Annotated in this window: 20 protein-coding genes; 8 read left to right on the plus strand and 12 right to left on the minus strand. The window is 69.7% G+C overall.

Going from position 1 to position 19368, the window contains the following annotated elements:
• Positions 1-17 precede the first annotated feature (17 nt).
• The 4 genes from AC07AB_RS36260 to AC07AB_RS36275 form a co-directional block, all read right to left on the minus strand.
• Complete coding sequence (locus AC07AB_RS36260; RefSeq protein WP_478576159.1) at positions 18-2429, minus strand: tetratricopeptide repeat protein; 2412 nt, start codon at positions 2427-2429, stop codon at positions 18-20.
• A complete protein-coding gene (locus AC07AB_RS36265) occupies positions 2411-3352 on the minus strand; it encodes an oxygenase MpaB family protein (protein WP_478576161.1) in 942 nt (313 codons plus the stop codon). The genes AC07AB_RS36260 and AC07AB_RS36265 overlap by 19 nt, the downstream gene beginning before the upstream one ends.
• Before the next feature lie 570 nt (positions 3353-3922).
• A complete protein-coding gene (locus tag AC07AB_RS36270; RefSeq protein ID WP_478576162.1) occupies positions 3923-4804 on the minus strand; it encodes a hypothetical protein in 882 nt (293 codons plus the stop codon).
• Positions 4801-5070, minus strand: a complete 270-nt coding sequence (locus tag AC07AB_RS36275; protein ID WP_478576164.1) for a hypothetical protein — start codon at positions 5068-5070, stop codon at positions 4801-4803. The genes AC07AB_RS36270 and AC07AB_RS36275 overlap by 4 nt, the downstream gene beginning before the upstream one ends.
• Before the next feature lie 315 nt (positions 5071-5385).
• Here AC07AB_RS36275 and AC07AB_RS36280 point away from each other — a divergent pair, with 315 nt between their 5' ends.
• The gene (locus AC07AB_RS36280; protein ID WP_478576166.1) at positions 5386-5640 is read left to right on the plus strand and encodes a hypothetical protein; all 255 of its coding nucleotides are present in this window, start codon (positions 5386-5388) and stop codon (positions 5638-5640) included.
• A gap of 3 nt (positions 5641-5643) precedes the next feature.
• Positions 5644-6021 carry a toxin Doc gene (locus AC07AB_RS36285; protein WP_478576168.1) on the plus strand — a complete coding sequence of 126 codons (378 nt, stop codon included), beginning with the start codon at positions 5644-5646 and terminating at the stop codon, positions 6019-6021.
• Between the two features lie 76 nt (positions 6022-6097).
• Here AC07AB_RS36285 and AC07AB_RS36290 read toward each other — a convergent pair whose 3' ends face one another.
• Complete coding sequence (locus tag AC07AB_RS36290) at positions 6098-6289, minus strand: hypothetical protein (protein ID WP_478576169.1); 192 nt, start codon at positions 6287-6289, stop codon at positions 6098-6100.
• 377 nt (positions 6290-6666) lie between these two features.
• Here AC07AB_RS36290 and AC07AB_RS36295 point away from each other — a divergent pair, with 377 nt between their 5' ends.
• Positions 6667-7392 (plus strand): DinB family protein, encoded by a 726-nt coding sequence (locus tag AC07AB_RS36295; RefSeq protein WP_478576171.1) that lies wholly within the window; start codon positions 6667-6669, stop codon positions 7390-7392.
• 146 nt (positions 7393-7538) lie between these two features.
• On the opposite strand, the gene AC07AB_RS36300 is transcribed toward AC07AB_RS36295, so the two are convergent.
• Positions 7539-7964, minus strand: a complete 426-nt coding sequence (locus AC07AB_RS36300; RefSeq protein WP_478576173.1) for a hypothetical protein — start codon at positions 7962-7964, stop codon at positions 7539-7541.
• The gene (locus tag AC07AB_RS36305; protein ID WP_478576175.1) at positions 7954-8796 is read right to left on the minus strand and encodes a hypothetical protein; all 843 of its coding nucleotides are present in this window, start codon (positions 8794-8796) and stop codon (positions 7954-7956) included. Before AC07AB_RS36305 ends, AC07AB_RS36300 begins: the two co-directional genes overlap by 11 nt.
• A gap of 84 nt (positions 8797-8880) precedes the next feature.
• Here AC07AB_RS36305 and AC07AB_RS36310 point away from each other — a divergent pair, with 84 nt between their 5' ends.
• A complete protein-coding gene (locus AC07AB_RS36310; protein WP_478576177.1) occupies positions 8881-9348 on the plus strand; it encodes a hypothetical protein in 468 nt (155 codons plus the stop codon).
• Between the two features lie 249 nt (positions 9349-9597).
• Positions 9598-10164, plus strand: a complete 567-nt coding sequence (locus AC07AB_RS36315; protein ID WP_478576178.1) for a hypothetical protein — start codon at positions 9598-9600, stop codon at positions 10162-10164.
• A 214-nt stretch (positions 10165-10378) separates the two neighbouring features.
• Here AC07AB_RS36315 and AC07AB_RS36320 read toward each other — a convergent pair whose 3' ends face one another.
• From AC07AB_RS36320 to AC07AB_RS36330, 3 genes are all read right to left on the minus strand, one after another.
• On the minus strand, positions 10379-11869 hold the full coding sequence (locus AC07AB_RS36320) for a S1 family peptidase (protein ID WP_478576180.1): 1491 nt from the start codon (positions 11867-11869) through the stop codon (positions 10379-10381).
• 109 nt (positions 11870-11978) lie between these two features.
• The gene (locus tag AC07AB_RS36325) at positions 11979-12515 is read right to left on the minus strand and encodes an ALF repeat-containing protein (protein ID WP_478576182.1); all 537 of its coding nucleotides are present in this window, start codon (positions 12513-12515) and stop codon (positions 11979-11981) included.
• Between the two features lie 531 nt (positions 12516-13046).
• A complete protein-coding gene (locus tag AC07AB_RS36330) occupies positions 13047-16247 on the minus strand; it encodes an ALF repeat-containing protein (protein WP_478576183.1) in 3201 nt (1066 codons plus the stop codon).
• Between the two features lie 604 nt (positions 16248-16851).
• Between AC07AB_RS36330 and AC07AB_RS36335 the strand changes: the two genes are divergently transcribed.
• The 3 genes from AC07AB_RS36335 to AC07AB_RS36345 all read left to right on the plus strand — a co-directional run bounded on the left by AC07AB_RS36335 (position 16852) and on the right by AC07AB_RS36345 (position 18197).
• On the plus strand, positions 16852-17346 hold the full coding sequence (locus AC07AB_RS36335; RefSeq protein WP_478576185.1) for a hypothetical protein: 495 nt from the start codon (positions 16852-16854) through the stop codon (positions 17344-17346).
• A gap of 215 nt (positions 17347-17561) precedes the next feature.
• Positions 17562-17816: a hypothetical protein gene (locus tag AC07AB_RS36340; RefSeq protein ID WP_478576186.1), complete on the plus strand. Its 255-nt coding sequence runs from the start codon at positions 17562-17564 to the stop codon at positions 17814-17816.
• Between the two features lie 3 nt (positions 17817-17819).
• Positions 17820-18197 (plus strand): toxin Doc, encoded by a 378-nt coding sequence (locus AC07AB_RS36345; protein ID WP_478576188.1) that lies wholly within the window; start codon positions 17820-17822, stop codon positions 18195-18197.
• A gap of 105 nt (positions 18198-18302) precedes the next feature.
• On the opposite strand, the gene AC07AB_RS36350 is transcribed toward AC07AB_RS36345, so the two are convergent.
• Entirely contained in the window at positions 18303-18722 is a 420-nt protein-coding gene (locus AC07AB_RS36350; RefSeq protein WP_478576190.1) for a hypothetical protein, read from the minus strand.
• 108 nt (positions 18723-18830) lie between these two features.
• A complete protein-coding gene (locus tag AC07AB_RS36355) occupies positions 18831-19040 on the minus strand; it encodes a hypothetical protein (protein WP_478576191.1) in 210 nt (69 codons plus the stop codon).
• Positions 19041-19368 lie beyond the last annotated feature (328 nt).

Raw genomic sequence — 19368 nt, forward strand, 5'->3', positions numbered from 1 at the left:
GGCGGAGGCGGCGCGGCCTACCGGCCCAGCGCCCCGCGCTGCTGGCGCAACGCCGCGACCTGCCGGTACAGCTCGACGGCCTCCGTGGAGCGGCCGAGCTGCTCCAGGCAGTGCGCCTCGTCGTTGCGGCTGGCCAGCGCGTCGGGGTGGTTGGCGCCCAGCACCCGCTGCCGCGCCTGTGCGACCTGCCGGTAGACGGCGAGCGCGTCCGTCCAGCGGCCCAGCCAGCCGAGCCCGACGGCGACCTCGCGGCGGCTGACGAGCGTGTCCGTGTGCTCCGCGCCGAGCACCCACTCCCGGATCGCCGACACGTCGCGGGCCTCGGCCAGGGCCTCCTCCCAGCGGCCGAGCCGGCCGAGGTTGACGCCGAGGCCGTGCCGGGCCCGCAGCGTCTCGGGGTCCGTCGCGCCCTGCGCGCGCGTACGCTCGTCGACGAGGTCGCGGTAGAGCTCCAGGGCATCCGCGCTGCGGCCCAGCCGCCCGAGGCAGATACCCGCCTCGTAGCGGGCGGCCAGGGTGTCCGGGTGGTCGGGCCCCAGCGCCTGGGCGCGCCCGGCGGCGACCACCCGGTATGTGTCGAGCGCCTCGGCCCAGCGGCCGAGCTGGCCCAGCGCGTAGCCGACCTCGTAGCGGGTGACGAGGGTGTCCGGGTGGCCCGCGCCCAGGACGCGGGCGCGGGCGGCGGCGACGTCGCGCGCCATCTCGTACGAGTCCTCCAGCCGCCCGAGCCTGCTGAGGTTGTAGGCGAGGTTGTGGCGGCAGCGCAGCGTGTCGGGGTGGTCGGGGCCCATGGTGCGCTCCCGCACGGCGAGCACGGCGGCGTACACCTGATGCGCCTCGAAGTGCCGGCCGAGCTGCCCGAGCACGTACGCGGTCTCCTGCCGCGCGGCGAGGGTGTCCGCGTGTTCGGCGCCGAGCACCCTCTCCCGGCCGGCCGCGGCCTGCCCGTACTCGCGCAGCGCGTCCGCCGGGCGGCCCAGGCGGCTGAGGGTGTAGGCGACCTCGTACCGGCTGGCGAGGGTGTCGGGGTGGTCCGCGCCCAGCACGTGCTCGCGCTCGGCGGCGACGGCGCGGTGCACCTTGCCCGCCTCCTCCCAGCGGCCGAGCCGCCCGAGGCTCAGCCCCGCGCTGTGCCGCACGGACAGTTCCTTGAGGACTTCCGGCGGCACGCTGGGGCGGGTGGACCCGGCGGGCCGCGGCGCGGGCCCGCGCGGGTCGGCGGGCCGGGTCCAGGAACCGGTCAGCGCGTCGGTGCGGTCGGCGGGCCGCGTCCAGGAGCCGGTCAGCGTATCGGTGCGGTCGGCGGGCCGCGTCCAGGAACCGGTCAAGGCGTCGATGCTGTCGGCCGGCGCGGCCGGGAGAGGGCAGCCGGCGGTGGCCTTGGTACCGGTGGTCATGCCCCTGGCCCAGGCGGGCAGCCGGGACGGCTCGGGCAGCGCCGCCACCGGCCATACGGGCTCGGGCCCGGGCCTGGTCTCCGCCTCGGCGGGCCGGTCCGGGCCTGTCGCTCGGGACCCGCCCGTGGCGACGGCCCGCTGGTGGACGACGGTCGGCCGGGGCACGGCCCAGCGGTGGCCCGTGCCGTGCGTCTCGGCGATCCGGTGCCCGAGGTCGGCGGCGTCCTGCGGGCGGTCCTCGGGGTCCTTGGCGAGCAGGTCCAGCACGATCCGCTCGAAGGGTTCGGGGAGGTCCGGGCGGTGGCTGCGGAGCGGTTCGGGCGTGGTGTCGCGGTGGCCCACGAGGACGGCCCAGGCGTCGTCGAGGTCGAAGGGCGGGGCGCCAGTGGCGATTTCATACAGCACGCAGCCGAGCGAGTACAGGTCGCTGCGCCGGTCGACGTGGCCGCCCGCGATCTGCTCGGGCGACATGTAGTGCGGGGTGCCCATGGCGATGCCGGTGCCGGTGAGACGGCTGGTGAGGCCGATGTCGTGGCCGAGGCGCGCTATGCCGAAGTCGCATATCTTCACGCTGCCGTCGGCCAGCCGCATGATGTTGGCGGGCTTCAGGTCACGGTGCACGATGCCTTGCCGGTGGGTGTAGGCGAGGGCGGTGGCCACCTGGTCCGCTATGTCGACGACGTCCGGCACCGGCAGCGGGTGGTGCTTGTTGTCCTCCAGGAGCTGGCTGAGGTTGCGGCCCTCCAGCAGCTCCATGACCAGGTAGAGGACGCCGTCGAACTCGCCGAAGTCGTGGACGACGGTGACGCCCCGGTGCTGGAGGGCGGCGGCGACCCGGGCCTCCCGCCGGAACCGCTCGCGCAGCACCCGCATGAACGACTGGTCGTGCTGCGGTCCCAGAGGCTTGAGGCATTTGACGGCCACCCGGCGGCCGAGCGACTCGTCGAGCGCCCGCCACACCTCGCCCATGCCGCCCCGCCCGATCAGGTCGAGCAGCCGGTACCGGCCCTGGATCAGCCTGGTGTCCGCCATCCTTCGCCGCCGCCCCCGTCGTTTCGCTGTGCTGCCCTCCCCGGCCCGTCCAGTATGGCGTCCAGGCTGCGCAGCTTGTAGGCCGAGGGCCGGCTGCCCGGACCGAGCCGGGCGGCGGCGGTGAGGATGTGTTTGGGCGGGAGTTGCCAGCGTACGGCCGCGGGTATGCGCCGCAGGCCGAGGCCGGCGGCGCGCAGGCGGCGGGCCACGGCGTCCGGCGGCGGCGCGGGCCGGCCGTACAGCTCGTGGGCGTGCCGAGGCAGGGAGGCGTACGCGAGTGCGGACACGCGCCCCCAGATCAGCCGGCGCGCGGGGGTGAGCAGCGGGGGCACGGGCGGGCGGCGCAGGAACGCGTCGACCTCGAACGCCTCGGGGGTGGCGGCCAGTTGCGGCCGCACCTGCTCGAAGTAGGCGGCGAGCTGTCCGGCATCGGCGGGCACACGTGCGGGGTCGAGGCCGACCAGCCGGGCGGAACGGCGGTGTTCGCCTATGTAGGCGTCGGCGGTCGCGTCGGTGAACGGCAGGCCGGAGGCGCGCACCACATGGAGGTAGGAGGCGACTTCCGCACAGTGCACCCACAGGAGCAGTTCGGGATCGTCGACGCGGTAGCGCTCGCCGGTGCCGGGGTCGGTGGCGGTGAGCCTGCGGTGGATGGCGCGGACGGCCGCCCCGGCCCGCTCGGCGGCGTCGACGGTGCCGTAGGTGGTGGTGGCGACGAACCCGGCGGTGCGCAGGAGCCGCCGCCAGGGGTCCTGCCGGAAGTCGGAGTTCTGCATGATGCCGCGCACGGCGCGCGGGTGGAGCGCCTGGAGCCACAGGGCGCGCACCCCCGCCACCCACATCATGGGGTCGCCGTGCACCTGCCAGGTGACGGATCCGGGGCCGAAGAGCCCTGGGTCCGCGCTGTTCGGGTCGTGCCTCATTCTGTTCACCTCCGGAGCCGGGCTGTCGACCCTAACCGCCGACTGTCGCCCCTGAGGCCGGCCGGTCAGCAACCCCGGGACCTGTCAGCAGTCTTCGCGCGTGTAGACGCGCGCACCGTCGATGACCGCGAGCAGCGGGCGCCCGTCCGCGTGTAGTCGGCGCGGCTCGGGGTAACGAGAGGCGGGGTAGGGGCCGGCGGGGCGGCGTCAGCGGGGCCCGCGGCCAGGGCGGCGAGGGTGAGAGCGGCGATCGGCAGAGCCAGGACGGCGCGGCGCATGGAGTCCCCCTGATGCGGGGGTGAGAGGCCATCAGGTAACCGCGCCAGGGAACGACCTGACCGCCTCGGAGTCCGGCTACGCCGCCGCGGGAAGCAGGGCGCGGGCACCGGGTCGCCGCATGAGTTAGGGCCTCAGACACCGCCCACGCAGGCTGCCCACATCGCCACCGCCGCTACGGACGCGAGCCCGAGCGCTTCCTCGCCCTCGCCGGCATGGTTGCAAGTCTCCCCGAGCCGCTCGGGACGTACGAGTCGCTCCGGGGCATGCATGCCCGTTCACCGTGCGACAGCCTCAGCAGGAAATTGCGGGAGTTGCGGTGGCTGTCGAGCTGTGGGCTCCGACCGCGTCGGGGACGGGACGAGTGATGCGGTAACACTGGCTGACCGTCGCGTCGTGGCTGGAGATCAGGACGGAGACCACCACGGTGTCGTCTCTGCGCGCCACGTCCTTGACGGCGAAGGTCCGGAGCGTGCCGGTGGGGTCGAGGGCCTTCCGCAGTCCGGGGCGGGCCAGGCTTTGTGCATCGAGCCCCTCGATCCGCGTCTTCGCCAACCGGGACAGATAGCCGATGTCTGCGGCGGGTCTGCACACATCGTCATCCCGCACCGTCACCTTGTGCGTCCATGCCTGGCCGTACGGGCGGCTGTAGGTGAAGTCGAAGCATCGGTTCACCACGCCACCGCCGCCCCCGGGAAGAACGCTGACCGTCTTGTACATCACCTGCTTGGGCAGCCGAGCCGTGAACGCGCGGCGGGATGTGTCGTATGTGATCACCGGGGCTGCCGTGTGCTTCCAGATCACACTGGCCAGCTCGTCGACACCACTGGCATGGCTCGCGTCGAGCGAACGGGCCGTGGCGTCGGCCGCGTCGCGGGCTTGCTGAAGGACCGACGACACGGCTCTATCTCTGCGTTCCCTGCTGACTTTCCCGGCATGCCAGTTGGAGTACCACAGGCAGGACAGACCGGTTGCGAGGACGAGAATCAGCATGATCAATATGGTCAGGCAGCCGATGGTCATGGAGCGGTTGATCCGCTCCATGACCACCGAACTGCCCTGTCTGTCAGGTTGCACTAAGCTCATGCGGGCCTCGGCCTCGTCGGTGGCGGTGGCGGTGTAGGGGCGGCGGGTGATGCGGGTTCTAGCCAACGCGCGCTCGACAGGATCAGTCATGGTGGTGCCGCAGCCGTGGCTGTCAGAGCGTCGGAGCCGGGGATGCCGTCCGTCCACAGCAGGCACCATGCCTCCTGCTCCGGGTCGATGAGACCGGCATGAACCGCCGCCCAGAACCGCTGGTTGTAGGACTGCGGAACCTTCTTGCCCGGCGTGTAGCGCACGATCCGGCCAATCGTCGCGGGCGCGTCGGACATGATGACATCGATCGAGTCGTCCCGGAAGGGCACGAACTTCGGTACGACCGGCGCCTTCTTCTTTGCCACAGCCATCCTCCCTTCACTCACACCGTGCCCTGCTGAAACAGATCATCGAGCAGCGGATCCGGCGGCACGCGAGCCCCTCCACGACCGGCTGATTCCTCACCCGCAATGGCTGAGAAAACGCCCTTGCCCCATGACCATCCTGGTCGGACAGGTACGGCCCTCAAGCTGCAGTCATGCCTCGACGGCCATGGTGCCAGCGGGTCGGTGACGGGCCGGCCCGGGGAATCAGGCGGCGCAGTCGACGACCTGCACGGGGCTGTGCAGCCGGCCTCTTCGGTCCGCGCCGTGTATGGCAAGCGCTGTACAGTGCGGGGCATGGGTGAGAAGACGGAGAAGATCACCATCAGGGTGAGCCCGGAGACGGCTGAGCGTCTCAAGCTGCGTGCCGAGGCAGAGCACACGACGGTGACCGCGCTGCTCACGGAGACCGCCGAGCGCGACCCGCGGCTGGAGCTGGCCGCGGCCCGCTTCCGGGAACTGATGAAGTCCGACCTGGCCGGCCAGTTCGCGGCCGCCTTCCCCGACGAGGAACCCGACGCCGCTGCGGACCCGGGGACGAAGGCCGCCTGAGCGATGCCGCCCGAGCTCTACATTGACGTCGGCTGGCTGCTGGAGCAGCAGGCCGCGTTCCTCCCCAAGGCCCTGGACGTCAGCGACTTCTCCTCACTGGTCGCGGCCGTCGCACGGCACAAGGTCAACACGCCCCGGCTCGGGTACCTCCCCGACGCTTCCTGGCGTGCGGCCGCGCTCTTCCACGAGATCGTCAGCGTCCGCCCGCTGCCCGCACGCAACCCCACCTTCGCCGCCCTCGTGGCGATCTCCTACATGCAGGCCTCCGGCGAAGGCCTCACCGAACCGTACGGCGGCTTCATCACTCTCGCCCAGGACATCCGCGCCGGCCACGCCGACGCCTACACCTGCGCCGAACGCATCCGCAGCTGGCGCATCTGACCTCGCCCGCAGCACGTCCTGAGAGAGCTAGCGTGCAGGCGGGTACCAGGCTCTCGGCAGCAGAGCAGACAGCGGGTCAGATGTACACGATGCGGACGACGGTGACGATCAGGACGTCGGCGCTGACGTAGTAGCGGGCGACGGCGCCGCTGACCGCGGTCTCCCGCCGGTCGCGGTCGCCTTTGACCGGTGTGGAGCCGTGGCCGTACGGATCGGCCGCAAGGCGTTGCATGTCGGCGTCGAAGCCGGTCCGCAGTGGCCGGGGCATGGCGTTGCGAGCCTGGTCGGCGGGTGGTGCGTACGAGAGGCGTAGCGGCTCATGCCACCTCCGGGCCCGGCGTACCGGCGTTGCTCGGTTCGTGGGCGCCGATGTCCTCGCCGCGGGCCAGGCGCTCGAAGAGCGCCTCGTCCTCCTCCTCGGCGCCGGTCCCGGCCAGAGCCCAGCGGACCAGGACGAGAGGCAGGTCGGTGGCCGGGGCATGCTTGATCTCAGGGATCCTGCAGGTGGCAGCGCGTAGGTCCCCGGACAGACTGCTACGCAGGCGCGGATGGGAGGTTAGATCGGAAGAGGCCTTCTTGAACTGGCTCCTTCAGGATCAAGCCGGGGAGGCGGGCTTGTCGGTGCTCGGACCTAGTATGCGGAGCATGACGCGATACGTCGACGAGGATCTGCATGGTGCGGAGTTCCGCGAGTGCGATCTGACCGGGGCACGCCTGATCGGCGTCGTCATGCAGGATGCCGTGATCGACGGGCTCATCACCAACCTCGTGGTGAACGGTGTCGAGGTCACCGAGTACGTGGAGGCAGAGCTCGACCGGCGTCATCCGGTGCGGGTGCTGATCCGCTCCGAGGACCTGGCCGATCTGCGCGAGGCATCGCGTCAGCTGCATGCCGGCTGGGCCGCCACGATCGAGCGAATCCGCCGTACGCCCGGCATCGAGCGCCGCAGCGTGAACGAGGAGTGGTCGGCGGTGCAGACGATGCGCCACCTGGTCTTCGTCCACGACTCGTGGTTCCGCCGCTGCTGCCTGGGCTCGACGGAGCTATTCACGCCGATGGGCATCGGGACGACCGCCGAGCCCTACCGTGGAGCGCACGGGCTTGACCTCTCGCTCGATCCGGCCCTCGACGAGATCGTGAGCGTGCGTGACGCACAGGCCGCCGAGCTCGAGACCTGGCTCGACGAGGTCACCGCTGTACAGCTCGCAGCGCGAGCGCCGGTGCCCGACGACGATGTCTGGCCGCCGTACGCCCGGGGCCGCTTGGTGCGCCAGTGCCTCGGCACGGTGCTCAACGAGACCTTCGAGCACCACGGTTTCTGCGTCCGCGACCTCGACCTCGACCTCATCGAGGCACAGGACGCTGAGTAGGGTCGGCTACGGACTCAGCATCCTGCGGATGCGGGCATCCCTGACCGTCTGCGCGTGCCGAGCTGCTGGACGCGGTACTTCTCGAGCATCCGGCCGGGCCTGACCTGGGTGCCGGCCGGGCGGGCGGCCGCCGGGAGCGCGGCGAGCTAGTGAAGGTGCGCCGTCTGGAGGTCGGTGATGCGGTCCATCCGTGCGCCAGGGGTCGGCGCATCATCCGGCACCGCGGGCGGCTCGGGGAACGCGCGGCGACTGAGCTCGATCATCGCCCGGTTCTGCCTCTCCACCGCCTCCGTGATCGACGGGTTGACGCAGCTTGCGGGCACGACGGCCTGGTGCGCGGCGAGCGCCTGGTGGAAGCCGGGCGAGGCATCCTCCCGGGTCTTCACCGGCGCCTGCGGAGCTTCCGGCGCGGCGGCCGGGGCCTTTGGCGCGGTCCGGGGCACGGGCGCGGAACCTGGGGGCAGGACCCGCACCGTGCGCACCGCGTCGGGGCCGGCTGCCTCGTTGGCCGCGGCGACGATCCGCGCGGTGATCAGACGCAGTGGAGGGCCGCTGGGGGTGCTACTCCTCAAGTATCCGGTGTACCTGCGCGAGATGTTCGTCATCCCAGTCCACGTCGGGGTCGGGTTCGAGGAAGGCCAGGGCGGTGGTGGCGATGCCCAGGGCGGGCTGAGACCACTCGGCGGTGTTCCGGGTGCCGAAGGCGCCGGGGCGCGGTTGTGCGTCGGCGAGGTCGGGACGGGAGAGGGCAGTGAGGACGAAGCCGCGCATGGCGGCGCCGAGTTGAGTGGCCAGTTCCCCGAAGGTGGTGTGCAGTTCGAGGCGCAGGCGCAGGCCGAACACGGTGGCCAGGGTCTGGTAGGAGTGGGCGATGCGGTCGTTGAGGTCGCGTTCGGCGGCGTCGAGCGCGGCTCGGATTTCGCGGCGCAGTGCGGCGTCGGTCAGGCCGTGGAAGGTGGCGTGCAGGGCGATGTAGGTGCGCCACTGCGTGGAGGCGTGCATTGCTTCGAAGTCGCGCAGCGCACCGAGGCGCAGCACTTCCACGCACAGGTCGTGGCGGCCGGCCGGGGTGGCGAAATCGTCGATGCGTTCGCGGGCGAGGCGGCGGACAGTCTCCTCTGCGGCCTTGCCGTCGGCGCCGGCTGCGGCCGGGGCGCGCCTGGCGAGTTCAGTGAGTAGGTCGCTGAAGAACAGGTCCTTGTAGGACCAGCGGCGGTAGACGGCGCTGCGGGCGACGCCAGCGTCGCGGATGATGTCTTCGAAGCTGATGTGGTCCAAGCTCACGGTCAAGCCGGTGCGTTCGACCATGGTGGTGGCGGTTTCGAGCATGCGCCGTGCGGTTTCGGCGTCGCTCAGGCGGCGCCGGCGTCGGGTCAGCCCGGTCGGGGCTTGCTCGTTCGTCATCTCGCCCTCTACTCTCCCGGATGAACTTGAGACACAATATCTCAAGTCTCATCTCTGTTGCCACGTCAACGCCAGGAGAATCCGATGACCGTCCAGCAGCTCCCCGTATCCGTGCGCCGGGCGACCGTCGCCTTGTGTGCCGCCGCCGTCCTGGCGGCAGCCGCCGCGAGTGCGATCGTCATCGACCAGGCCGCGGGCAATGGCCTGGCCAGCCGGCTTCGGCAGAGCTATCCGCAGCGCAGCACCGGCCAGATCGACATGGCCGAATCCAGCATCCTCACCTATCTGTTCACCCTCGCCGTGCTCGGCGTGGCCCTGTTCGCCGCGATGGCGTGGGCGACCCGCCGGGGTCGGCGTTGGGCGCGTAGCGCCGGGGCGGCGATCGTCGTCCTGGGCAGTGTTCTGGCCGGTTACAACGTCAGCCAGCCGCACCCGATGGTGATGACGGTGGCCGGGATGGTGCCGTGCGTGGTGGGGATTGCGGCCGTGGCGCTGCTGTGGAGCCGGGAGTCGGCGTCCTACTTCGATGCCGTGCGCTCGGCGTCCGCCTGAACCACATTGTTGCTGCCACTGGCGTTCCCGTGGGTGCGATGGTGTTCGCGGGTGAGGTGCGGAAGGCCGTGCGTGTTCATGCTGCGTCACGCCGCGGCGCCATGGTGTGCGGGACCAGGCCGGCTCGTTCGGCTGCCAGGCTGCGGGTGGCCGGGCGGACGACGCGGCGGGCAGTGCCGGTGACCGGCCATAGGGTTGCGTGCGGATGCCTCCGGGGACCTGCCGGACAGTCGTGACAAGGAGAAGCACATGCACGCGGGCCTGTGGGACGCCGTCGATGACGCCGACCGGGACCAGTGGGAGTACACCCCTCTGGAGACGGTTGGACCGCTCCGGTTCGGCACGAGTCCCGGCGAGGCCGCCGCGCGGATGACGGAAACAGGCTTCACCGGCGACCTGATCGAGATGCCCCCGTGGAGCAGTCGGCGCAGTCAGCACAAGGCCGAGTTCCGCAAGCTGGAGGAGCGCGCACAGTATCAGGTGGAGGTGACGGCCTACTTCGTGGAGGGCGTCGGCCTGACCTGCATCGTCGTCGACAGGCTCGCGGGCCCGCAGGTCTCGTTCGAGGGGATGTGGCTGATCGGCCGCATCCCCTCGCAGCTCATGAACGAACTCGGTACATACCTGGCGGAGTGGGACATGGGCTTCACGTTCACACCCCAGGGCGACATCGCCAACCAGGAACTCGGGTTCATGCCCGGCGTCCAGCGCGCCGGGGACACTCTGGTGACCTGGGCCGTCTTCGCCCGGCCCGACGACCGCGTTGCCCACACCCTGGACGACATCATCCCGGGCGAAGTGTGGGGGCACCACTGAGTAGTTGGTAGTGACGTGCGCTGCTCAACGGTTTGGGCGAGGTTCAGAGCCGTTTCGATGATCCGCGGAACTCGATCGGCGCGATGATGCAGTGGCAGGGTCATGGAAGGCCACTGCCGTCGCCGGCGGGCGCGGTCGGGCGGCATGTGCGACAGCGCCCCGGAAGGTGCGGGGCGCTGTCGTGGGAGTGCCTGGGGTTGGAGTTGGGCCGCGTTTAGCGGTTGACGAGGGGGATGGCGTCGTGGGTGCCGTCGGCGTCGACGTGGGGGTAGTAGCCGAGGTTGCCGTTGGCCCAGCGGATGAGGATGTCGTCGGGGCGGGCCGCAGGAACGGTGAAGGCGCCGACGGTGAGGATTTCGGCGTTCTTCCAGGGGGAGCCGACGGGGCGGATGCGGGTGCGGCCGTGGAAGCCGTTGGTGTCGACGCCGGGGAAGATGGTGGTGTCGCCGTCCTTCCAGCGGATGACGAGGTCGTCGGTCTTCTTGCCGGTGAACGCCCCGGCGCTGAGCTGGGCCGCGTTGGTCCAGCTCTTGTCGGCGTCGTGGAGCTGGGTCCAGCCGCTGAGGCCCTGGGTGGAGGTGTGCGCGTACAGTGAGACGGATCCGTTGTCCCATAGGACGAGGAGGTCGTCGCGCAGGGGGTTGTCGGTGTAGCGGCCGGTGGTGATCAGGCGGGCGTTCTTCCAGAACGGGTTGTCTCCGCCGGGCTCGCGCAGGACCTGTTCGTCGTGGGCGCCGTTCTGGTCGAGGTGGGTGTAGGTGGAGAGTTTGCCGTTGGACCAGCGGACCGTGATGCCGTCCCTGCCGTCGGGGGCGAAGGTGCCGCCGGTGATGGCCTGGGCGCGGGTCCAGAAGCTGCCTGCGGCGGCGATCTGGTGGGCGGTGGAGAAGGGCTGCTTGGGGTCGTTGTGGTCGGCGCCCTGGTAGAGGGTGGCGGAGCCGTCCTTCCAGACGACGAAGAGGTCCATGCGGCGCTGGCCGTCGGCGGGGCTGGTGAAGTGGCCGGAGGCGAGGTAGGCGGCGTTCTGCCAGTTGGCGCGGTCGAGGAGGGTGCGGGAGGCGACGGCCTGGATCCAGCCGGCGATGTCGTCGACGCGAGCCTCGGAGGCCCCCTCGCGGGTTTCGTCCTCGTTGCCGATGCAGCCCTTCTGCCAGGAGAGACTGTTGACGGCGGCCAGTTCGAGGTGGCCGTTCTTCTCCCGGAAGGCAGGGCCACCGGCATCGCCCTTGCAGATGACGTCGGTGACGGATTCGCCGTTGAGACCAATGGTGGAACCGTCTATTGCTCCCACCGTGAACGCGGCTGAGTGCAGGCTGTTGGGCACCCACTCGGTCTTGGTGCGCCCAAAGCCGGCGCCCCGCAAGTGCTCGCCTGGCTGGGGCGCGTCGGTGCCGACAGCAAGCGGGGTGACGCCGGTGACGGGTTTGGCGAGTTTGACCATCACGAGATCGCGGTCCTCGCGCGGTACGAGTTCGACGGCGTTCACCACACTGCCGGTCTTGCTCGTGAGATCCGTCCGGCCGACGGTCACGGTGGTCTTCTGCTTGGGGGCGCCGGCGGTCACCTTGGAGCCCGGTTCGTCAGCGAAGCAACTCGCCGCGGTAATTACCCACTGCTGCTCGACGAGCGCACCCGAACAGCTCCGCTGTCTGTCACCGATCTCGAGCTTCGCGGTGAACGCGGGGGCTCCGTCCTCGTCCCCCACGACAGCTTGTGCTGACGTACCGGCGAGCAAACCGATTGTAACGCTGGTTGTGAGAATCCCTGCTATGCACGCAGCGCGTGAACATCTGCCAGACATAATTCTTTCCTTTTCAAAAGTGAATAGAGAATGGGTACAGTCGAGGCTCCCGAAGGCGCCCGCCCCCACCGGTAGGTGGTGGGGCGGACGGTCCGCCAGCGTTGACGCGCTTGGACGCTGTGACTGCTTCGTCAGAGTTGCGGGCCTGGTGCTGGCCGCTGGCCAGGAATGCGGCCAAGGTCTTGCCGCTGCCGTCGGCAAGCGCGGCTTTGCCTGCTTCCATTACGCCCGGGCCGCCCGTGTTGACGAGTTTGGATACCTCAACAGCCATGTCATCTGCACCGGCCATGTACTGGCCGCTGGTGTAGGTGTAGAAGGCGCTGATCTTCTTGTCGTCGCCTTTGAGCGCCGTGGCGGCAGCTGTGCGTACGGGCTGTTGGTGCTCAGGTTGGCGACGGCCTCGCGGGTCTCGTTCTTCTTCGCCTGTTCCCAGCCACCCATACGGAGCCACACGCCACACCCCGCGTACCGGCGGCAGCACACTCGCGAAGTGGAACACCATCACCCTCACCGCCGCCACCAGACGCAACCCGTCCAACACCCGAGCCACGCGCCCGCCCCCTTGGCGCGAGCGCAAGGGCGGACGGTATTCGGGCAGCGATCAACGACACGGACATGCGGGAAGGCACCAAGGACGGCGATGCGGGCAAGGCCCGGCGTGCGCCCCGCCGCGACGCGAGGACTATAACCGGGCAATCAGGACAGTATGCGCCCCGCTCCGCGGAACGAGGCAGCCTTCACAGGCAGGAGCCGGGCAGCCCGAGGCGATCTTGAGATCTCCCCAAGCTGCCCGGCTTCGGTACGGGGACACCCCGACTTGGGTACTGCTCACATGCGTCGGTCGCGATGTCGCGACCTGGAGATCCTCCGCAGCGCGTACTCGATGATTCGTGCCCCCAGTCCTGCGACAACTGCCCAAAGGACGAGGAGCCCCACGCCGCTCAGACTGTTGAAGCCGCCGGCGGCAGAGCTGAAGACCTCCCGGAGTATTATCAAGAGAACGAGGCTGATGACGACAGGGCGCACGGGGTGCGCTGCTTCGGGGGACTCGTGAGTACCGTTGAACGTTTTCATGCCTCAGTTAACCTCGCGCTGTTTGGTAGCCGTAGACGCCCAGCCCCGCCAGGGCTCCGCTGAATCCGCCGACGACGGCACCGGGAACGCAGCCGGCTTCCAGTGACCCGACGCAGCCGGCGATGGCGCCTCCGACCGCCCAGTCCATGGAGCTCTTGGCTGCGTTCTTCATGCCGTTCCACAGGCCGTCCCAGAAGCCGCCCCCGCCGGAGTCGGATACTCGAGCGGCAAGCTCGGGGCGGATGTTGGTGTCGTCGCCGGGACTCATGCTGGAGCCCCAGTTGAACCAACCTGCCATGGTGCTGAACTGCTCGAAGCGTTCCCGGACGCCCATGTCCCAGTTGATCGTCGGCGCCTTGTCGTTGCGCGTGATGTCGGCCGGATTGACGTGATGAGCCGCATCTTCCTTGGCTTTCTGTGCGGCGCGAGCGGCTGCTTCGGCGATTTCCTGCTGCCGCTTGTTGGCCGCGATGGAGTGGGCCTGGCTGGCAGCCTGTTCGGCCGTGGCTGCATCCTTGTGCGCGGCGATCGCGGCTTGGCGGGCCTTATCGGCTGCGGCTGCAGCGCTGCTGGCGGACTGGATGGCCTGAGAGGCAGAGGTTTCCGCTTGGTTGGCGGAGTAGTTGGCCTGTCGCGCCGCACCGCGCGCGGTTTTCGCGGCACTCTGAGCCTGCTGGGCTGAACGGGCCGCGTTCTGAGCGGACTTAGCAGCGTCATCAGCGTGCTGCTGGGCCTGCTGAGCATAGCCGTCGGCCTGTTTGGCGGACTGCTTGGCCTTTGCGGCCCATTGATCGGCTTCGGCTGCTGCCTCGTGGGCGTTGGCAGCGGCTACGGATGCTTCCTGCGCCTGCTTCTGCGCTGTCGCCGCGGTCTTGGCGGCTGCGGCAATGGTCGACTGGATCACCGCCTCGTGAGCGGCAGCGTCCGCGTCCTGCTGGGCTGCGATGTACTGGACGCGAGTGACGAAGTCGTGCTGCATCCAGGTGGGGCCTTCGAGTGCCTCTTGCGCTGCCGCCTTGACCTGTGGTCCGCCGGTGCCCAGAAGCCCGGCGATAGCGACCCGGTCGTCCTCTGCCTGCGCTGCGGCCCGCCCAGTGAGGAGGAAGTCGTACAACGCTTTGGGACTGCCGGCGTCGATAGCCTTGTTGGCCGCCGCGGCGACTGCCTTGCCCGCGCCGTGGAGGGTAGTGGCGACCTTGACGCGGAAGTCCTCTGCCTGGGCGGTCATGAAACCTTGGGTGAGGAACTGCTCAACCTTAGCTGGGTCACCATCCTTGAGGACGTCGGCGGCTGCAGAGGCCAGTGGGGCGCTGCCGATGCTGGAGAGGTACTGGACCCTTTCGCGATCGTCCTGCTGCAGTCCTTGCTCATAGCCGGCCTTGAGCCAAGCGGTCATGGATTCATCGGTGCCGGACAGAGCGCTCGCCGCTGCCTGTCGTGTCCACGTATCGGGCGAGCTGAGGAGATTCACGGCTGCCTTGCGCGCGAGCTGGACAGCTTGGCGGGGATCAGCGGTGTGCTTGGCCTGGCTGATCAGGTCTTTGGTGGTTTGGTCGGTCTGCTGCTCAGTGGTCCGCTCCTGTTGCAGCCACCACTGGTTGGCGTCCGAGGACTTCTTCAGATCTGCGGCTTCCTGCAGACCCAGCTGCAGCTCCCCGGCGATACGTGCCTTGTCAGCGTCCCGAGCGAGCTTGGCTACCTTCTCCGCTTGCGTCACGGCGTTGGTGGCGGTGTCGGCTGCTTCGCGGGCGGCTTTGGCGTGCGCGGCGGACTGGTTCGCGAAATCCCGGGACTGGCCAGCGTATTTCGCTGCCTCGTCGGCCTGCTTGGCGGCCTTTTCCGCGTGGTCGGCCGCCCTGATCGCCGCCTTCTGTGCCTCACGCGCCGCGGTGGCGGAGCTCCCGGCCAGGCGCGTGGCACGGTCGGCGGCACCGGTCGCTGTGTCGGCGGCGCGCTGAGCACGCGCGGCGGCATTTCGTGCGGCTGCGGCCTGGGCCTTCGCGCTGCCCGCATTGCGTGCCGCATCCGCGGAGGCGGAAGCTGCGGCGGCGGCATCGCGTCCGGCGGCGGCCGCGGAGCGAGCCGAGCGTCCGGCTTGATCGCTGGCGTCGGCGGCGTGCCCGGCGGCCGCGGCGGCGGTACGGGCGCCTGCGGCAGCGTTGCGGGCGGTCTCGGCGGCTTGCCGTGCCGCGCGTGCGTCCCCGGCATTCGCTGATGCCGAGGTCGCCGCCTGGTAGGCGCGTGAGGCGGCCTGCCCGGCTGCGGCCGCGGCGGCGGCAGCAGCCGACGCAGCTGACGCTGCAGTGCGGGCAGCGGACAGGGCGGCATTGGAGGCGTCGATCGCGGTCCGGGCGGCGGCCGCGGCACCGGTGGCGGCGTCGGCCGCGCGTCCGGCGGCTGCACCGGCCTTCGCTGAGTCGTCCTTGGCCTTGGCCGTCTCCTCCGCCGCCTTGAGCGCCGCCGTCTTCGCCAACGCGGCTGATCTCTCCGCGCGTTCGGAGGCTTCCTTGGCCCGATCAGTTTCGATCTTCGCCTTCTTGCCCGCCTCCTCCGCAACCGCTGCCAGCTGCTGGACGGTCATGGTTTCGGCGTCGCGGGCCTGCGCGACCTCCAGGTCATGCTCGAGGAATCGGGTGACGCCTGCCGCACCGCCATCCATCGCCCGCTGCGCTGCCAGTTTCACCTGGGGACCGCCGGTGGACATGTAGGTGGCGAGCTTGACCCGATCATCCTCCTGCTGCGCCTTCACCCACCGCGCGTTGAGGAAGTCGGTCAGCGCCTTCTCGCTGCCGTCGTCCAACGCCTTCTGCGCGGCGGAATCGACAGCGCGCCCGGCGCCGTTCAACGCGGCCGCGACCGCCACACGCCGGTCTTCCAACAAGGGCTTCTTGTAGCCGCCGGTGACGAACGCGTCCAGATCCGCATCCGAGCCGTCCAAAGCCTTCTGCGCGGCGTCGAAGACAGCCTTTCCGGCGAGGGGGAGCATGGAGGCGATCGCAACCCGCTCATCCTCGCTCTGCGCCCGGCGCTTGTCCTCGGCCAGGAACTTCCCGATCGCCGCATCGTCACCGATCAGCGCCTGGGCAGCGGCCGTCTTCGTCGCCCGGCCGCCGGACTGCCATAGCTGCACGACCTGGGCACGCTGGCTGGTGTCGGGAGGTGTGTCGGCGTGGGCGGGCAGGGCCAGCGCGACGCTGGTGGTGAACACCGACAGTGTCCCTCCCCACGCCGTGGCCCACCGGTGAGAGCTGCTTCGGCGTCGGGGGCGGTGGGCTTGCGGGGGCGGACCGGTGTGGCCGGTTATCGCTCCGGGCGGCGGGGCCGCACTCTGACCGGGCATGCGCATTTCCTGCCTTACGTACGCGTTCTCGCAGCACCGCGTGCCCCCGCGCAGTGCACGGGCACAACAAGCGTCTGCGGACAGGCGTTGGCCCGCTGCAGTACATGACGTGGTGTCACACGGTGTGCGAGGCGCGGCATCTGACGCCGCGCCCGACCCAGAGTTTGACACACTGTGTGAACATGTTGTGAACATGTTGGGAATCGCGTGAAACGGTCAACTCTGACCGAGCCGTGCGTATCGCGCATGGCTGTTGCGTTGCGTCGATTCGTGTCCTGGCGCAGTACAGGGCCGCTCAAGGATGGGAGTTTCGGGAATGGCGATAAGCCGACGACGGATCGGGGTGGCCGTGGCATGCGCGGTAGCGGCGGCGGGGATGGCGACGGTTGCGTATGCCGCCCAACCGTCCGCGGAGCCCGGTTCTTCTGCTTCCGGTTCCGCTGCGGACGGTGCGACGGCGTCGCCTACGCCCGTGGCGAAGCCGCACGGCCGGGCAGCAGGCGAGACCGCCACGAAGCGGGCCCAGGGGCTGTTGGCCGGCGTGGATCGTGTCGGTGCCGGTGTGCCTGGGGCGGGCGGGGACGAGATGCCGTCGGCGGTGGAGGACTTCGCCTACCCGAACGCGGAGCAGATCCTTAAAGAGCAGGGCATCCGGCTGATCAGGGGCGATGGGCGCATCATGCTCGCCGACTGCTCGGACGCGACGAATGCGGTGCAGGTGTTTGCCCGTGACCAGGACGAGCCGTTCTGCTTCAGCGTCACCGGCAGGGGCGGCTACCTTGCCCTGGACCTGCCGAAGACGTACATGATCAAGGGTAACGACAACACCACGAAGGCCGACCTGACGGTCCCGGGTGAGGCGACGACCACCTACGACATCAACAAGAACGCCTGGACCCAGGTCGGCGAGGCCGCCGACCCCAAGAAGCGTGAACACACCCTGGTCGAAATCCGCTCCACACGCTGACCTGTCCTGCGTTCTCTCAACCCTTCCCCTGCTCGCCACGCTGCCCGTAGCGGACGCCGTCACCGGCGACTCGTATGCCTCGACCGCGAAGGTCACGGTTGGTGACGGTGTGCAGGCTCCGACGGCGCAACATGCGCGGGAAGGCTCGGGGGCGGGCGGCTGCGGTGTCCGGTTGCGGCCGCGCCGTGTATGGCAGGCGCTGTACAGTGCGGGGCATGGGTGAGAAGACGGAGAAGATCACCATCCGGGTGAGCCCGGAGACGGCCGAGCGGCTCAAGCTGCGCGCCGAGGCGGAGCACACGACGGTGACCGCGCTGCTCACGGAGACCGCCGAGCGCGACCCGCGCCTGGAGCTGGCCGCGGCCCGCTTCCGGGAGCTTGCGAAGTCCGACCTGGCCGACCAGTTCGCGGCCGCGTTCCCCGACGAGGAACCCGACGCCGCCGCGCACCCGGGGACGAAGGCCGCCTGAGCGATGCCGCCCGAGCTCCACATCGACGTCGGCTGGCTGCTGGAGCGGCAGGCCGAGTTCCTCCCCAAGGCTCTCGACGTCAGCGACTTCTCCGGGCTGGTCGCGGCCCTCGCGCGGCACAAGGTCAACACGCCCCGGCTCGGGTACCTGCCCGACGCCTCCTGGCGCGCGGCCGCGCTCTTCCACGAGATCGTCAGCGTCCGCCCGCTGCCCGCACGCAACCCCACCTTCGCCGCACTCGTCGCGATCTCCTACATGCAGGCCTCCGGCGAAGGCCTCACCGAACCGTACGGCGGCTTCATCACCCTCGCCCAAGACGTCCGCGCCGGCCACGCCGACGCCTACACGTGCGCCGAACGCATCCGCAGCTGGCGCATCTGATCCTGCCCGTATCGTGCCAGTGTCGGCTGGCACACTGCCGCTGGGCGGCAACGCGCACGGTTCTTCGCTTGCTCGCGGCCCAGCAGAGTTCCGGCATGTCCGCAGTCAGAAGAGTGTCCACCGCACCAGCACATAGCCGATCATTGAAAGACCGATCAGTGCCGAGCCAATAACCGCCCGCCCGTGCGCGAATCGGGGATGGCGGTCTGCAATATATATTTCGTTCGCCCTCTTCGGGTCATAGGAGATTGAGACCGGGTGTCCGACTTCAACACTGACTCCTTTGGTGCGCAACAGGACCGCGTCTTCCCCTCCGACGCTGGATCCACACTCCAGCAGGTGCCGCACCACACCAGCCGTCTCGTCATGAACTGCCAGGCATCGAGCAGAAATCGTTACTCTTCTGCGAAATGCGAAGGTGTCTGTGGCAGCCAGGGCCGCTCCGAACAAGACCCACACGCAACCTGTTGCAAATACCCACCAGGGAAAAACAGTCATTGGACTCTCAAGCGATTCAGCACTCAACTGAACTTCCCTTGCTCGCGAAGTGCATAAAGGTCGAAACTGGTCCGCTGCGGCCGGGGCATGGCGTTGCGGGCCTGGTCGGCGGGTGGTGCGTGTGGCGGTAGCGGCTCAGGTCACCTCCGAGCCCGGCGTGCCGCCGTCGCTCGGTTCGTGGGCGCCGATGTCCTCGCCGCGAGCCAGTCGCTCGAAGAGCGCCTCGTCCTCTTCCTCGGCGCCGGTCCCGGCCAGGGCCCAGCGGGCCAGGACGAGAGGCAGGTCGGTGGCCGGGGCATGCTCGATCTCGCGGTCGAACTCACTGCTCGGCGTGAAGCGCGGCACGGACGCCCGCGATGGTGCCGGGTAACTCCACGAGTTCCCCACCGATGACAGTCTTGAGAGTGGCTCCCATCCGGGCCTCCTTCTTCTTCCTGCCCGTACGGTACGCGGCTCCGCCATGGTGGTTCCGAAGCTCGGCTCCGCCCCATAAGAGGGGGTAGACGTCGCTGGCGGGAGTGGCCCAGACACTGGCCCAGGGCGAGGAGGGCGACGTGGTCATCGCCCGGTTGTCGGCTGGATCATCCGGCGAGGCGTTGCCGGGCGTATTCGCGCAGTTCGGTCATCGGCTGTTCGGTCCGGTGGTCCAGGCGGCGGATGAGTGCGGAGGCGA

Source organism: Streptomyces sp. NPDC044033 (genome assembly GCF_056434425.1).

Excerpts from the sequence above, each read along its gene's own strand:
- AC07AB_RS36315 (WP_478576178.1), top strand. The coding sequence starts at position 9,598 with ATGCACGCGGGCCTGTGGGACGCCGTCGATGACGCCGACCGGGACCAG.
- AC07AB_RS36305 (WP_478576175.1), bottom strand. The coding sequence starts at position 8,796 with ATGACGAACGAGCAAGCCCCGACCGGGCTGACCCGACGCCGGCGCCGC.
- AC07AB_RS36290 (WP_478576169.1), bottom strand. The coding sequence starts at position 6,289 with ATGCCCCGGCCACTGCGGACCGGCTTCGACGCCGACATGCAACGCCTT.
- AC07AB_RS36310 (WP_478576177.1), top strand. The coding sequence starts at position 8,881 with ATGACCGTCCAGCAGCTCCCCGTATCCGTGCGCCGGGCGACCGTCGCC.
- AC07AB_RS36260 (WP_478576159.1), bottom strand. The coding sequence starts at position 2,429 with ATGGCGGACACCAGGCTGATCCAGGGCCGGTACCGGCTGCTCGACCTG.
- AC07AB_RS36280 (WP_478576166.1), top strand. The coding sequence starts at position 5,386 with ATGGGTGAGAAGACGGAGAAGATCACCATCAGGGTGAGCCCGGAGACG.
- AC07AB_RS36265 (WP_478576161.1), bottom strand. The coding sequence starts at position 3,352 with ATGAGGCACGACCCGAACAGCGCGGACCCAGGGCTCTTCGGCCCCGGA.
- AC07AB_RS36340 (WP_478576186.1), top strand. The coding sequence starts at position 17,562 with ATGGGTGAGAAGACGGAGAAGATCACCATCCGGGTGAGCCCGGAGACG.
- AC07AB_RS36285 (WP_478576168.1), top strand. The coding sequence starts at position 5,644 with ATGCCGCCCGAGCTCTACATTGACGTCGGCTGGCTGCTGGAGCAGCAG.
- AC07AB_RS36295 (WP_478576171.1), top strand. The coding sequence starts at position 6,667 with ATGACGCGATACGTCGACGAGGATCTGCATGGTGCGGAGTTCCGCGAG.
- AC07AB_RS36270 (WP_478576162.1), bottom strand. The coding sequence starts at position 4,804 with ATGACTGATCCTGTCGAGCGCGCGTTGGCTAGAACCCGCATCACCCGC.
- AC07AB_RS36345 (WP_478576188.1), top strand. The coding sequence starts at position 17,820 with ATGCCGCCCGAGCTCCACATCGACGTCGGCTGGCTGCTGGAGCGGCAG.